12 protein-coding genes are annotated in these 14,102 nt (G+C 60.7%); 5 read left to right on the top strand and 7 right to left on the bottom strand.

The features are described 5' to 3' along the window. The 5 genes from PMI31_RS04615 to PMI31_RS04595 all read left to right on the top strand — a co-directional run bounded on the left by PMI31_RS04615 (position 1) and on the right by PMI31_RS04595 (position 5,392). On the top strand, positions 1-933 hold the full coding sequence (locus PMI31_RS04615) for an ABC transporter substrate-binding protein (protein WP_008016533.1): 933 nt from the start codon (positions 1-3) through the stop codon (positions 931-933). Further along, the gene (locus tag PMI31_RS04610; protein ID WP_008016532.1) at positions 930-2,831 is read left to right on the top strand and encodes an ATP-binding protein; all 1,902 of its coding nucleotides are present in this window, start codon (positions 930-932) and stop codon (positions 2,829-2,831) included. The genes PMI31_RS04615 and PMI31_RS04610 overlap by 4 nt, the downstream gene beginning before the upstream one ends. A gap of 247 nt (positions 2,832-3,078) precedes the next feature. Beyond that, positions 3,079-3,594, top strand: a complete 516-nt coding sequence (gene fabA, locus PMI31_RS04605) for a 3-hydroxyacyl-[acyl-carrier-protein] dehydratase FabA (RefSeq protein WP_008016530.1) — start codon at positions 3,079-3,081, stop codon at positions 3,592-3,594. A gap of 11 nt (positions 3,595-3,605) precedes the next feature. Then, complete coding sequence (gene fabB / locus PMI31_RS04600) at positions 3,606-4,826, top strand: beta-ketoacyl-ACP synthase I (RefSeq protein ID WP_008016529.1); 1,221 nt, start codon at positions 3,606-3,608, stop codon at positions 4,824-4,826. Positions 4,827-5,203: 377 nt separating this feature from the next. Then, positions 5,204-5,392 carry a hypothetical protein gene (locus PMI31_RS04595; protein ID WP_008016528.1) on the top strand — a complete coding sequence of 63 codons (189 nt, stop codon included), beginning with the start codon at positions 5,204-5,206 and terminating at the stop codon, positions 5,390-5,392. A gap of 71 nt (positions 5,393-5,463) precedes the next feature. On the opposite strand, the gene PMI31_RS04590 is transcribed toward PMI31_RS04595, so the two are convergent. From PMI31_RS04590 to PMI31_RS04560, 7 genes are all read right to left on the bottom strand, one after another. Beyond that, on the bottom strand, positions 5,464-6,006 hold the full coding sequence (locus PMI31_RS04590; RefSeq protein ID WP_008016527.1) for a DUF2058 domain-containing protein: 543 nt from the start codon (positions 6,004-6,006) through the stop codon (positions 5,464-5,466). 28 nt (positions 6,007-6,034) lie between these two features. Continuing rightward, positions 6,035-6,868 carry a nucleoside triphosphate pyrophosphohydrolase gene (gene mazG, locus PMI31_RS04585; RefSeq protein WP_008016526.1) on the bottom strand — a complete coding sequence of 278 codons (834 nt, stop codon included), beginning with the start codon at positions 6,866-6,868 and terminating at the stop codon, positions 6,035-6,037. A gap of 119 nt (positions 6,869-6,987) precedes the next feature. After that, complete coding sequence (gene relA, locus PMI31_RS04580) at positions 6,988-9,231, bottom strand: GTP diphosphokinase (RefSeq protein WP_008016525.1); 2,244 nt, start codon at positions 9,229-9,231, stop codon at positions 6,988-6,990. Positions 9,232-9,352: 121 nt separating this feature from the next. Beyond that, the gene (gene rlmD / locus PMI31_RS04575) at positions 9,353-10,705 is read right to left on the bottom strand and encodes a 23S rRNA (uracil(1939)-C(5))-methyltransferase RlmD (protein ID WP_008016524.1); all 1,353 of its coding nucleotides are present in this window, start codon (positions 10,703-10,705) and stop codon (positions 9,353-9,355) included. Continuing rightward, positions 10,705-11,607 (bottom strand): cysteine synthase CysM, encoded by a 903-nt coding sequence (gene cysM, locus PMI31_RS04570; RefSeq protein ID WP_008016523.1) that lies wholly within the window; start codon positions 11,605-11,607, stop codon positions 10,705-10,707. The genes rlmD and cysM overlap by 1 nt, the downstream gene beginning before the upstream one ends. A 224-nt stretch (positions 11,608-11,831) precedes the next feature. Beyond that, the gene (locus tag PMI31_RS04565) at positions 11,832-13,220 is read right to left on the bottom strand and encodes a sensor histidine kinase (RefSeq protein ID WP_008016522.1); all 1,389 of its coding nucleotides are present in this window, start codon (positions 13,218-13,220) and stop codon (positions 11,832-11,834) included. Beyond that, positions 13,210-13,929, bottom strand: a complete 720-nt coding sequence (locus PMI31_RS04560; protein ID WP_008016521.1) for a response regulator transcription factor — start codon at positions 13,927-13,929, stop codon at positions 13,210-13,212. Before PMI31_RS04560 ends, PMI31_RS04565 begins: the two co-directional genes overlap by 11 nt. Between the last annotated feature and the right edge of the window lie 173 nt (positions 13,930-14,102).

Raw genomic sequence — 14,102 nt, 5'->3', positions numbered from 1 at the left:
ATGCCGTGTCGTCCGGCGTGGAGAACGCCGACCCTGGGTCGGCTGCTGGCCATGCTTTGCCTGCTGACAAGCGGCCTGCTGGGCAGCCTGGCGAGTAACGCGGCCGACATCTTGCTCACCGGGGCCGAAGACAGCCCCGGTGTGCGGGCGTTTACTCAGGCACTGAGGGAGTTACGACCCAGCGACAATGTACGATTCCAGACACTGGCCAGTTTGCCGGTTCCTGACAAGCTGCCGGAAAACATCCGCTTGATACTGCTCGACCTGCCCAGCCTCGACTGGCGCCTGCAAGACGCCCAGGGCCCGGCGACGCTGGTGTTGCGCATCAGCCGCCTGCAAGCCCGGCAACGTTTGAACAACACGCTGCCTGCGCGCCTTTGCCTGCTATGGAGCGATCCACCGCTGGACCGCCAGTTGCGCTTGGCCCGTACCCTGTTGCCACAAGCCAAACGCATCGGCGTGCTCTACGACAACCACAGTGAATTCCTGTTGAATGAGTTGCGTCAGGCCGCCCTCCCCTTGGGCCTTGAGGTGGTTACCCAGCGCTGGGACAACATTCACGACAGTCGCCCGCTACAGGCCTTGCTGAAAAACAGCGACGTGTTGCTGGGCCTGGACGACGCCGACCTGTACAACCCGCAAACCGCCAAGAACCTGCTGCTGAGCAGCTACTCGCAGCAAGTGGCGCTGATCGGACCCAATGCCGGATTCGTCAAGGCCGGGAGCCTGGCCAGCACCTATAGCGATCAGAGCGATTGGCTGACGATACTCAACGAATTGCTCGACCAGCCACCGTCCACTTGGCCGCGCGCACATTACCCCCATCGATTCAAGGTCGCGAGCAATCCGCAGGTGGCGCGTTCGCTGGGTATCGAGCAGATAAACGAAGCGTCTGTCGCCACGTTGCTGGCTGAAGGAGAACGCCGTCCATGAGCTTGCGCCGTCGCTGGGACATCAACACTCGCACCCAACTCATCAGCCTCGGCCCTGCCCTGCTGCTGACCTTGTTGCTGATCAGTTTTTTCACGTTCGTGCGCATCCAGGATCTGCGTCAGGAAATTACCCACACCGGCCAGTTGATTGCCAATCAACTGGCCCCGGCCACCGAGTACGGCGTGATTTCTGGCAACATCGAAGTGCTTGAAACCTTGCTCAAGGCGACGCTGGCCACACCCAACGTGAGCTTTCTGGAAATCCAGGACAGTACCAACCGGGTTCTGGTGTACGTCGAACAACCGAGCGAACACCACAATCGCGCGCAACAGCTCGAAGTGTTCCAGGCACCGATACGGCTTCAGCGAATCGCCTTGCACAATGATTTTTTCCAGAGCAGCAAAAACGCCAGCGCGGCCCCCACGGAAGACTACCTCGGTCGGGTGATCGTCGGGCTGTCCAACGATGCCTTCAGCCAGCGTCAGCAGGAAATCGTGCTCAAGGCCGCCATCCTGGCGCTGTTTGCCCTGCTGTTTACCTTCCTCGTGGCCCGGCGTCTGGCGGGCAGCCTGTCGCAACCGATCCGTGATATCGGCAATGCGGTCAAGGCAATCCAGGGCGGCAACTACAAAACACCGTTGCCCATTGTCGACGACGCCGAGCTGGGGGCGCTGTCGCAACACATCAACAACCTCGCCAGCGGTCTCGAGCAGGCCAGCCGCGAACAACATCAGGCCATGGCGCAGTTGATCCAGACCCGCGAAGAGGCGGAAAAGGCCAACAACGCCAAATCCGACTTCCTCGCCATGATGAGCCATGAACTGCGTACGCCAATGAATGGCGTACTGGGCATGCTGCAGTTGCTGGAAACCACCGACATGACCGAGGAACAGGTGGAGTACGCGGCGCTGGCCTCGGAATCTACCGAGCACTTGCTCAAGGTCATCAACGACATCCTGGATTTTTCGCGGATCGAACGCTCGGAACTGGAACTGGAGCACATTCCGTTCAACCTCGTCGACCTGATCGGCAGTTGCGCCCAGTCGTTCCAGCACAGTGCCGCGCAGCGCGGTCTCGATTTGCAACTGATGATCCCCGACGACATGCGCGACTTGCAGGTCAAGGGCGACCCGACGCGTATCCGGCAGATACTGGTCAACCTGGTCGGCAATGCGCTGAAGTTCACCGAGCAGGGCCGCGTTACCATCGAAGCTCAGTGGCAGTCGCTGGACCACGAGTTGCTGTGGTTCACCTGCACCGTGCGCGACAGCGGCATCGGCATCCCGGCGCAAAGCCTGGAGTTGATGTTCAACGCTTTCCAGCAGGCCGACAGCTCCATTTCAAGGCGCTATGGCGGCACCGGACTGGGCCTGCCGATTGCCCGCACGCTCGCCGAGCGCATGGGCGGCACCTTGCGCGCGCAGAGTGAGGAAGGCCGCGGTTCGGTGTTCACCCTGGAAATTCCCCTGGCACTGCACCAGCAGACGCAGCCGCCGTTGGCCCCGCGCGCGCAAACCCGCAACAGCGACGGCGAAGGGCGCAATGTGCTGCTGGTCGAAGACAACCCGGTCAACCAGACAGTCATAGAAGGCATGTTGCGCAGCCTGGGCTTCAAGGTCAGTGTCGCGACCGACGGCGCGCAGGCGGTACGCAGTGCCGAAAGCCTGATTTTCGAAGCGATCCTGATGGATTGCCGCTTGCCGATCATCGATGGCTATGAAGCCACCCGGCAGATCCGCCAGTTGCCCGGTTGCACCGACCTGCCGATCATTGCCTTGACCGCCAACGCCTTGCAGGGCGATCGCGAAGCCTGTCTGTCGGTGGGAATGAACGATTACCTGGCCAAGCCCTTCAAACGGACTGACCTGCAGCAAATTCTGCAACGTTGGGTGCAGTAGTACAGGCCTTTCGAGCATCTGCGACTGGCGTGAAAGGCGAAAGTGCGGCAGTCTTAGGCACCTCGACAGGCCCGAAAAGGGGCTTGAATAATAATTTCAGTGCACAAGTGTACATTCATGTCCTTGTTGCTGTGACTTTCACCACAACGCAATAGTCTATGAGTAGGCTGCCGGTTCGAGGCATGAACGCTTCGATCGGCCGGGAAGATTTGCCCCACCTGCCGCATGGGACTATTGAGGAGCTCGCATGACCAAACAAAACGCCTTTACCCGGGAAGACCTGCTGCGCTGCAGTCGCGGTGAGCTGTTCGGCCCAGGTAACGCGCAACTGCCCGCCCCGAACATGCTGATGGTTGACCGCATCACCCTGATCAGCGAAGAAGGTGGCAAGTACGGCAAAGGTGAATTGGTCGCCGAGCTGGATATCACTCCGGACCTGTGGTTCTTCGCCTGCCACTTCGAAGGCGATCCGGTGATGCCGGGCTGCCTGGGCCTCGACGCCATGTGGCAACTGGTCGGCTTCTTCCTGGGCTGGCAAGGCCTGCCAGGCCGTGGTCGTGCGCTGGGTTCGGGCGAAGTGAAATTCTTCGGCCAGGTCCTGCCGACCGCCAGGAAAGTCACCTATAACATTCATATCAAGCGCGTCCTCAAGGGCAAGCTGAACCTGGCCATCGCCGACGGTTCGGTCACTGTCGACGGGCGCGAAATCTACACCGCCGAAGGCCTCCGGGTCGGCGTGTTCACCTCCACTGACAACTTCTAAGGGTTATCCGCATGCGCCGCGTCGTTATCACTGGTCTGGGCATCGTTTCTTGCCTGGGCAATGACAAAGAGACCGTCTCCGCTAACCTGCGTGCAAGCCGCCCTGGCATCCGGTTCAACCCGGAATATGCCGAAATGGGTCTGCGTAGCCAGGTTTCCGGCTCCATTGACCTCAACCTTGAAGAACTGATCGATCGCAAGATCTATCGCTTCGTCGGCCACGCGGCAGCTTATGCCTACCTGGCCATGAAAGACGCCATCGCCGACTCGGGCCTGACCGAAGAGCAGGTGTCCAACCCGCGTACCGGCCTGATCGCCGGTTCCGGTGGCGCATCGACCCTGAACCAGATGGAAGCGCTGGACATCCTGCGCGAGAAAGGCGTCAAGCGCGTCGGCCCATACCGCGTAACGCGGACCATGAGCAGCACCGTTTCCGCTTGCCTGGCCACTCCGTTCAAGATCAAGGGCCTGAACTACTCCATCGCTTCTGCCTGCGCCACCAGTGCTCACTGCATCGGTACCGCCATGGAACAGATCCAGATGGGCAAGCAGGACATCGTCTTCGCCGGTGGCGGTGAAGAAGAGCACTGGAGCCAGTCGTTCCTGTTCGACGCCATGGGCGCCCTGTCCAGCAAGCGCAACGACACTCCGGAAAAGGCCTCCCGTGCCTACGACGCCGACCGTGACGGTTTCGTCATCGCCGGCGGTGGCGGCATGGTCGTGGTCGAAGAGCTGGAACATGCTCTGGCCCGTGGTGCGAAGATCTACGCGGAAATCGTTGGCTACGGCGCAACCTCCGACGGCTACGACATGGTGGCCCCGAGCGGCGAAGGCGCGATCCGCTGCATGCAGCAGGCGCTGTCCACCGTCGATACCCCGATCGACTACCTGAACACCCACGGCACTTCGACCCCGGTCGGCGACGTCGCGGAAATGAAAGGTGTGCGTGAAGTGTTCGGCGACAAGGCTCCAGCCATCAGCTCCACCAAGAGCCTGTCGGGTCACTCCCTGGGCGCCGCCGGTGTTCACGAAGCGATCTACTGCATGCTGATGATGGAAGGCAACTTCATTGCCGGCTCCGCCAACATCGACGAGCTGGACCCTGAAGTGGCCGACCTGCCGGTGCTGACCAAGACTCGTGAAAACGCCACCATCAACACCGTGATGAGCAACAGCTTCGGTTTCGGTGGCACCAACGCCACGCTGGTACTGAAGCGCTGGGAAGGCAAGTAATTTCCCGCTGCTGAGCCGCACATGAAAACGCCCCGACTGGTTCGGGGCGTTTTTTTTGCCTCAAAAACATTGCGCCAAGAATCGCTATCTGTAGGAGCCGGCTTGCCGGCGATAGCATTTTCAAGGACGCCATCGCCGGCAAGCCGGCTCCTACAGGTGATGTTTTTGCTAGCTCTTCCCTCCCGCTGAACATGAAACGTTTGTCATGAAACTCACGGGGCTGCGACCGAATGTCGCGTGTTTAGCGGGCTGCGGGACTTTCTCCAATTTTGCAAAAGTCTGTTTCCAAATCGAAGAGTTTACTTAGCAAGCTATCAAAATATATAACAAAGGCCTGCACACGCCTTGCTGCAGATAACAGAGATTGGAGCTAGCAGATGACTGTAAAAGTAACTGAACGCGACGATTCACACATGTCCCATGAAGGCGTAGCCGCCGGTGTACGGATCTGGGATGTGCATCAACAAGACTTGCTGGTCGGCATGTTCCACAACGAAATCGACGCCCACAACTACAAGGCCGAACTGGAACTGCAAGAACAGCAACGGGATTTACGATCCGCCTGAACCTGCCACAGCATTGAAAACGACAAACCCCGCCATGAGCGGGGTTTGTCGTTGTTGCAGCCGCTAACGGCTTACCACATCAGATCATCAGGAATCTGGTAGGCCGCGTACGGATCGTCCTCGGTGCTGACCTCTTCGGTCTTCACGTTCATTTGCACGATACGCTGTGGATCGCGCTCCTGAATCTTCAGCGCCGCTTCACGCGGGATCACTTCATAGCCGCCGGCGTGATGCACGATGGCCAGCGAACCGTTGCTGAGCTTGTTGCGCATCAAGGTGTTGACCGAAAGGCGCTTGACCTTCTTGTCGTCGACGAAGTTGTAGTAGTCCTCGGTCGTCAACTTCGGCAGGCGCGTGGCTTCGATCAATTGCTTGATCTGCGCGACACGGGCTTTGGCCTCGGCTTTCTCCTGCTGCTGGCGGTTGAGTTCCTGATCGCGCTTGACCTTTTCGGCCATGGCTTCCTGTGCCGCGCGCTGCTGGGAGTCATCCAGCTCGATCTGGCCTTTGTGGGCCAGGCGTTGTTGCTTCTGCTTGTCTTTGCTGACCTGCTTGGCCTGCTTCTGGTTGACCAGTCCTGCTTTGAGCAACTGGTCGCGAAGGGAAATGCTCATGGTGCTTATTACTCACTTAGGCCACTGCTCAACCGCAGCTGGGCAAATTCTTTTCCTGACGTTTGGCTTCGCCCCACAAGGCGTCCAACTCTTCGAGGGTGCAATCTTCCATGGGACGGCGGGTATCGCGCAATGCCTGTTCGATAAAACGAAAGCGTCGTTCAAACTTGCCGTTGGCGCCACGCAGCGCGGTTTCCGGATCGACCTTGAGATGCCGCGCCAGATTGACCACGGAAAACAGCAGGTCGCCGATTTCGTCGGCCACGGCTTCGGGATCGTTTTCCGACATGGCTTCGAGGACTTCATCGAGCTCCTCACGCACTTTATCGAGCACCGGCAAGGCGTCCGGCCAGTCGAAGCCGACCTGCCCTGCGCGCTTCTGCAATTTGGCCGAGCGGGACAGCGCCGGTAATGCAGCCGGGACGTCATCGAGCAGCGACAACTGTTCGGGTGCCGAAGATTTCTCCGTGCGCTCCTCGGCCTTAATCTCTTCCCAGCGCTGCTTGACCTGTTCCTCGCTCAGACGAGGGACATCCAGCGGTGCATACAGGTCACCGGTGGGGAATACGTGGGGATGACGGCGGATCAGCTTGCGGGTGATGCTGTCGACCACGCCGGCGAACTCGAAGCGCCCCTCTTCCCGGGCCAACTGGCTGTAATACACCACCTGGAACAGCAGATCCCCCAGTTCACCCTGCACGTGATCGAAGTCGCCGCGTTCGATGGCGTCGGCAACTTCGTAGGCCTCTTCAAGGGTGTGCGGGACGATGGTGGCCCAGGTTTGCTTGATGTCCCACGGGCAACCGTACTGCGGGTCACGCAGGCGGTTCATCAGGTGTAGCAAGTCTTCAAGTGTGTACATCCGTGATTCTCGTCAAACACCCCTGTAGGAGCCGGCTTGCCGGCGAAGGCGGCCTCAAGTCTTGCGCTGGCCTGTTGATCGCCTTCGCCGGCAAGCCGGCTCCTACAGGGTGGGATGGGTCAGGGGGTCCGGTTACGCCGGGTTTCGATGATGTTCGGCAACTGGGAAATCCGCCCCAGCAACCGCCCCAATGCATCCAGCCCCGGAATCTCGATGGTCAGGGACATCAATGCAGTGTTGTCCTCCTTGTTCGAGCGGGTGTTGACCGCCAACACGTTGATCCGCTCGTTGAGCAGCACCTGCGAGACGTCACGCAGCAGACCGGAACGGTCGTAGGCGCGGATGATGATGTCCACCGGATAGGTGAGCACCGGTACCGGCCCCCAGCTGACTTGGATGATTCGCTCGGGCTCGCGTCCGGCCAGTTGCAGCACCGAGGCGCAGTCCTGGCGGTGAATACTGACGCCACGGCCCTGGGTGATGTAGCCGACGATTGCATCGCCCGGCAATGGCTGGCAGCAGCCGGCCATCTGGGTCATCAGGTTGCCAACACCCTGGATCTGGATATCGCCGCGCTTGCCCGGCTTGTAGCCGGTGGCCTTGCGCGGTATCAGTTCCAGCTGTTCGTTGCCGCGCTCCGGCTCGACCAGTTGCTGCGCCAGGTTGACCAGTTGCGCCAGGCGCAAATCCCCGGCACCGAGGGCAGCGAACAGGTCTTCGGCGGTTTTCATGTTGGCTTTGTCGGCCAGCTTGTCGAAATCCACCGCAGGCAAACCGAGGCGATTGAGTTCGCGCTCAAGCAGCGTTTTACCAGCCGCGACGTTCTGGTCACGCGCCTGCAACTTGAACCAGTGAACGATCTTCGCCCGTGCCCGCGACGTGGTGACGTAACCCAGGTTCGGGTTCAGCCAGTCGCGGCTCGGGGTGCCGTGCTTGCTGGTGATGATCTCGACCTGTTCACCGGTTTGCAGGCTGTAGTTGAGCGGTACGATACGCCCGTTGATCTTGGCGCCGCGGCAGTTGTGACCGATTTCGGTGTGTACGCGGTAGGCGAAGTCCAGCGGCGTCGCGCCCTTCGGCAAGTCGATGGCGTGACCGTCCGGGGTGAAGATGTAGACTCGGTCCGGCTCGATATCGACCCGCAGCTGTTCCGCCAGGCCACCGATGTCGCCCAGTTCTTCATGCCACTCAAGGACCTGACGCAGCCAGGAGATTTTCTCTTCATAGTGATTGGAGCCGGACTTGACGTCGGTACCCTTGTAGCGCCAGTGCGCGCACACGCCGAGTTCGGCCTCCTCATGCATCGAGTGAGTGCGGATCTGCACTTCCAGCACCTTGCCCTCGGGCCCGATCACCGCCGTGTGCAGCGAGCGATAACCGTTTTCCTTGGGGTTGGCGATGTAGTCGTCGAACTCTTTCGGGATGTGTCGCCACAGGGTGTGGACGATGCCGAGCGCGGTGTAGCAATCGCGCATTTCCGGCACCAGCACGCGAACGGCACGCACGTCGTAGATCTGGCTGAACTCCAGACCCTTGCGCTGCATTTTGCGCCAGATCGAATAGATGTGTTTGGCCCGACCGCTGATGTCGGCATCGACGCCGGTGGCCTGCAATTCGTTTTTCAGCTGGCTCATCACGTCGCTGATGAAGCGTTCGCGATCCAGTCGCCGCTCATGGAGCAACTTGGCGATCTGCTTGTACTGGTCCGGCTCCAGGTAGCGGAAGGACAAGTCCTCCAGCTCCCACTTGATGTGACCGATACCCAGGCGATGGGCCAGTGGCGCGTAGATGTCGAAGACTTCACGGGCCACACGGTTGCGCTTTTCATCGTCTGCGGTTTTCACCGCACGGATTGCGCAAGTGCGCTCGGCCAGTTTGATCAGGGCGACGCGAACGTCGTCGACCATGGCCACCAGCATCTTGCGCAGGTTTTCAACCTGGCCCTGGGTGCCCAGCACCAGGGATTTGCGCGGGCTCAGGCTGTCGCTGATCGCGGCCATGCGCTGCACGCCGTCGATGAGCTTGGCCACCACCGGACCGAAGCGCTGGCTGACCGCCGGCAACTTGATCTGGCCTTCGCGCACGCCTCGATACAGGATCGCGGCGACCAGTGAATCCTGATCGAGCTTGAGATCGGCGAGGATCTCGGCGATCTCAAGGCCGGTACGGAAAGTCGAGTTACCTTCCGACCACAGATTCTGTGCCGCATTGGCTTGTTGTTCGGCCTCGCGAGCGTACTCGCAGGCTTCTTTCAAGGCTTCGCGATCCAGTGCCAGGTCGACACTCACCGCGTGATCGAGCCAAGCCTCGAGATTGATACTGCCGTCGGTGTTGATCGGCTGGTGTGCTCTCACCTGTACCATCTTGCTTACCTTCCCTACGACGCAGATTCAATGCGTCAAATCGCTGACCTTCGTTGCCTGTGAGCCCACGTCGGGCTGGTGCGCGGCTGCACGGGCGGGCCAGTCGGACCAGACGAGCATCCTAGCTCGCTTCAAATAACGCCATGGCCTCGACATGTGCCGTTTGAGGAAACATATCGAGAATCCCGGCACGTTTTAACCGGTAGCCCTGCTTGATCAATTCGACCGTATCGCGCGCCAGAGTCGCCGGGTTGCACGACACGTACACCAACCGTTCGGCGCCCAGGGTCTTGAGCTTGCGCACAACCTCGAAAGCACCGTCACGCGGTGGGTCCAAGAGTACCGCACAAAAGCCTTCGGCGGCCCATTCGGCGTCCGTCAAAGGCTGGGATAAATCGGCCTGAAAAAACTTCGCGTTATGCAGATTATTGCTAGCGGCATTCGCCGCGGCCCGCTCGACCATCACCTGCACGCCTTCCACCGCCACCACTTCACGAGCGGCTTTGGCCAGCGGCAAGGCAAAGTTGCCCAGGCCACAGAACAGGTCGAGTACACGCTCATCCGCTGTCGGCTTCAACCAGTCCAGCGCCTGGGCGACCATTGCTTCGTTGACTCCGGCGTTGACCTGGATGAAATCCCCGGGACGATACGCCAGTTCCAGATCCCACTGTTCAAGGCGATAGCCCAACGACTGACCGGCCTCGACCGGCTGCGGTTCACCATCGCCATGCAGCCACAACTGGGCTTCGTGGAACGCGCAGAATTCCTTGAGGATCGTCAGGTCGGCGTCGGACAACGGCGCCATGTGCCGCAGCAAAACCGCCAACGTCGAGCCGCTGAACAACTCCACATGCCCGAGTGCCTGAGGTTTGCTCAAGCGTCGCAGCATCTCCGGCAGACGGCTCATGATCGGTTGCAAAGGCTGTACCAGCACCGGGCAATCATCGATGGCCACGATGTCCTGGCTGCCGGCGGCGCGGAACCCGACTTCGAGTTTTTTCGCCTTCATGTCCCAGCGCACCGCCACACGGGCGCGACGTCGGTAAGCGAACTCCGCACCGCTCAATGGCGCCGCCCACTCTTCGGGTTCGACGCCCGCGACCTTCGCCAACTGCTCGGCGAGCATGCGCTGTTTCAGGGCAAGTTGTTCGTTGTGAGGCAAATGCTGCACGCTGCAACCGCCGCAACGGCCGGCATGGGCGCACGGCGCCGGGCGGCGCAATTCGCTGGCCGTGAACACCCGCTCGGTCCGCGCCTCGACCACTTTGCCGTGGGCACCGAGCACCCGCGCCTCGATTTCTTCGCCGGCCAACGCGCCAATGACGAACCAGGTGCGGCCTTCGAAAAACGCGATGCCGCGACCGTCATTGGCCAGGCGCTCGATGGTCAGGCGCTGCTTTTTGCCGGTCGGGATTTGCGGGGCCTTGCTGCCGCCGGTGGGCTGGAAGCGCAGGCCTCTTTCATGCTTGGCCATCAGTTGGGCGCGTCGAAAATGCCGGTCGACAAGTAGCGGTCGCCGCGGTCGCAGATGATCGCGACGATCACCGCGTTTTCAACTTCCCGGGACAGGCGCAGCATGGCTGCCACCGCACCACCCGACGACACGCCACAGAAGATGCCTTCTTCGCGAGCCAGACGACGGGTCACGTCTTCGGCTTCGCTCTGAGCCATGTCGACAATGCGGTCCACACGATCGGCCTGGTAGATCTTCGGCAGGTATTCCTGGGGCCAGCGACGGATGCCTGGAATCGCCGAACCTTCCATGGGTTGCAGACCGATGATCTGCACCTTGTCGTTCTGCTCTTTCAAGTAGCGCGAGACGCCCATGATGGTACCGGTGGTGCCCATGGAGCTGACGAAATGGGTGATGGTGCCCTGGGTCTGGCGCCAGATTTCCGGGCCGGTGCCAGTGTAGTGCGCCTCGGGGTTGTCACCGTTGGCGAACTGATCCAGTACCTTGCCGCGACCTTCGGCTTCCATCTTCTGCGCAAGGTCACGGGCGCCTTCCATGCCTTGTTCCTGGCTGACCAGAATCAGCTCGGCGCCATAGGCCGTCATGGCCGCCTTGCGTTCGGCACTGGAGTTGTCCGGCATGATCAGGATCATCTTGTAACCCTTGATCGCGGCGGCCATGGCCAGGGCGATCCCGGTGTTGCCCGAGGTCGCTTCGATCAGCGTATCGCCAGCGTGGATCTGCCCGCGCAATTCGGCGCGGGTGATCATCGACAGCGCCGGACGGTCCTTGACCGAACCCGCCGGGTTGTTCCCTTCGAGCTTGAGCAATAGGGTATTGCTGGTGGCGCCGGGCAGGCGCTGCAAACGGACCAGCGGAGTGTTGCCGACGCAATCGGCGATGGTTGGGTACTGCAAGGTCATGGCGTATTCGCAATCCAGACTGCGGGGGCGACTATCATACCGGCAAACGTTCGCAGGCCATATCACGCAAAGTGTGGTGCTTATGGTTTATGGGAATAAGCGACAGGTTTTGAGCTGCAAGCGGCAAGTCGCGGTGCCACTCGGAGTGTGAAAAACAGGGGTTGTTGTGGTGGGAGTGAGTGCCTCATCGCGGGCAAGCCCACTCCCACAGGGTACCGGGGTGATCATGGGTTTTGCGGTTGGAGCACGGTCAATGTGGGATCGCCATCCTCCGCCACCAACCGCATATTCATCCGCAACCCATTCCCGGTGTTCTGCGCCCAAAGCTTCCCGCCCTGACGCTGCATCGCGTTCCTGGCGATACTCAACCCCAAGCCAAACCCACCATCCCCCGGCCGCGAACCGTCAAGTCGGGTGAATGGCAGGAAGATCCGTTCCAGATCAGCTTCCGCCACACCGCCGCCGTGATCCTCCAGCCACAGGTGCCAGCAATCGCCATCACGCCGCCCGCCCAATTGGACAATGCCTCCGGTCGGCGAATGCCGAATCGCATTACGCAGAATGTTTTCCAGTGCCTGGGCCAGGGTGTTGAGATGACCTCGCACCCAGCAGGATGCATCCACCGTGCATTGCAGCCGGGTATCGGGCCAGCCACTTTCATAGCAGGCATTCTCCGTGAGCATTTCCCACAGGGCCTGGATCTGGATCGCTTCGTCGGGCAATCGGGTGCGCTCGGTGTCCAGCCATGCCAGCTGCAGCGTGTCTTCCACCAGGCGCTGCATGCCATCGACCTCACGGCCGATACGTTCGCGCAAGAGCTCCAGTCCCTGCTCACTTTCACTGGCCACCCGCAGGCGACTCAAGGGCGTACGCAATTCGTGAGACAAATCGCGCAGCAGTTGCTGCTGCAAGGCCACGGTGCTTTGCAGGCGTTCAGACATGTGATCGAACGCCCTGCCCAACTCGCCGAGTTCATCCGAGCGATTAGTGGTCCGGGTCGACAGCCGTACGCTCAGCTGATCGGCACGCCAGGCATTGGCCTGTTCACGCAGGCTGTTGAGCGGCACCACCAGCAAGCGATACAGGCCGACGCACAGCAGCAAGGTGAACAACCCCGGAATCACGCCGTTGGTGATCACGCGCCAGAACACCCGGTAATGCCCCGGCACAAAGCGCTTGGGCAGTTCGATCACCAGGCTGCCGGCGGACGGGTCGCCGGGAAACGGTATGCGCATCCACGGCCGGCCTTTCTTGTGGACCGGCCAATCGAGGCCGCGCAAAAAAGTCAGGCGTTCGACTTCCTTGTCCGTCAGCGATTGGTTGCTCAAGGACTGCAAATCACCACCGACGACACCGACCCAGCCTTTTTCCCGCTGATACATGCCATGCAGCCAATCATCGACACCGGCGCTCTGGCGCTGCTGCCACGCCTGCTCGGCTTCGGCGGCATAGCCCGTCAGGGTGCCGCGGGCTTCATCCGAGAGGAACTGGTTGCGTTCCTCCATATAGCGTCCCCAGGACCAGCTGAGCCAGATCATCAACAAGCAGAACGCAACCAATAGGCAAGCAAGCTTCCAGAACAGCGAATGCCTGCCCGGCAAGTTACATTTCATCGGCGGCGCTCAGGATGTAGCCCTTGCCCCATACCGTGCGCACTTCGCGCTCGGTGTAGCCAATGGCCTTGAGCTTGCGGCGGATCTGGCTGATGTGCATGTCCAGGCTGCGGTCATGGGCCGCGTAACCGCGCTGCAGCACCTGTTGATAAAGGAAGGCTTTGCTCAATACTTCGTCGGTGCTGCGGTGCAGCGTCTCCAGCAACCGATACTCGCTGCGGGTCAGGCCGCCGGCCTGTTCGCCATAAAAGACCTCGAAGCGTTCATCGTCGAAACGCAGGCTATCCATCGAAGGGGCCGGCACTGCGGGTGCGGGCCGCCGGTCGAGGGCCACCCGCCGCAGAATGGCTTCGATACGTACCCGCAACTCCACCATGCTGAAAGGCTTTGGCAGGTAATCATCGGCCCCCAGGCGAAAGCCGCTGATGCGATCGGCCTCGGCACCGAGCGCCGACATCAGCAGCACCGGGGTGGAATGGCTCTGGCGCAACTCGGTCAGTACCGCCAGGCCGTCCATGCCCGGCAGCAGAACATCCATCAGCACCACGTCGAAAGGTTGCCGGCGGGCAATGTCCAGGCCCTCCTGGCCGTTCTGGCACCAGGTCACCTGGAAGCCACTGCGGTCCAGGTGCTCATGGACGTAGGCGCCGAGCACAAGGTCGTCTTCGATGGACAGGATTCGGGGGAGGCCGGCAGTGATGGGAGTCATGACTATCTGCAAACAATTCTCAGTTGAGGTGATTATTCAAGATTGCCACGCCAGGGGCAACCCACGGTTTATCCGTATCACCCATGAGCCGCCCGGGCCGACGAATGACGGCACCATTTTTACGAAGATTGCCCGCGAGCAAATCGCTACACTGCGCAAGTGGTGCATGGTGG

The sequence above is a fragment of the Pseudomonas sp. GM55 genome (genome assembly GCF_000282395.1).
GTDB classification, from domain to species: domain Bacteria; phylum Pseudomonadota; class Gammaproteobacteria; order Pseudomonadales; family Pseudomonadaceae; genus Aquipseudomonas; species Aquipseudomonas fluorescens_CC.
Note: the sequence above shows the minus strand (reverse complement) of the source record. Positions and strands in the feature narration are given on the sequence as shown.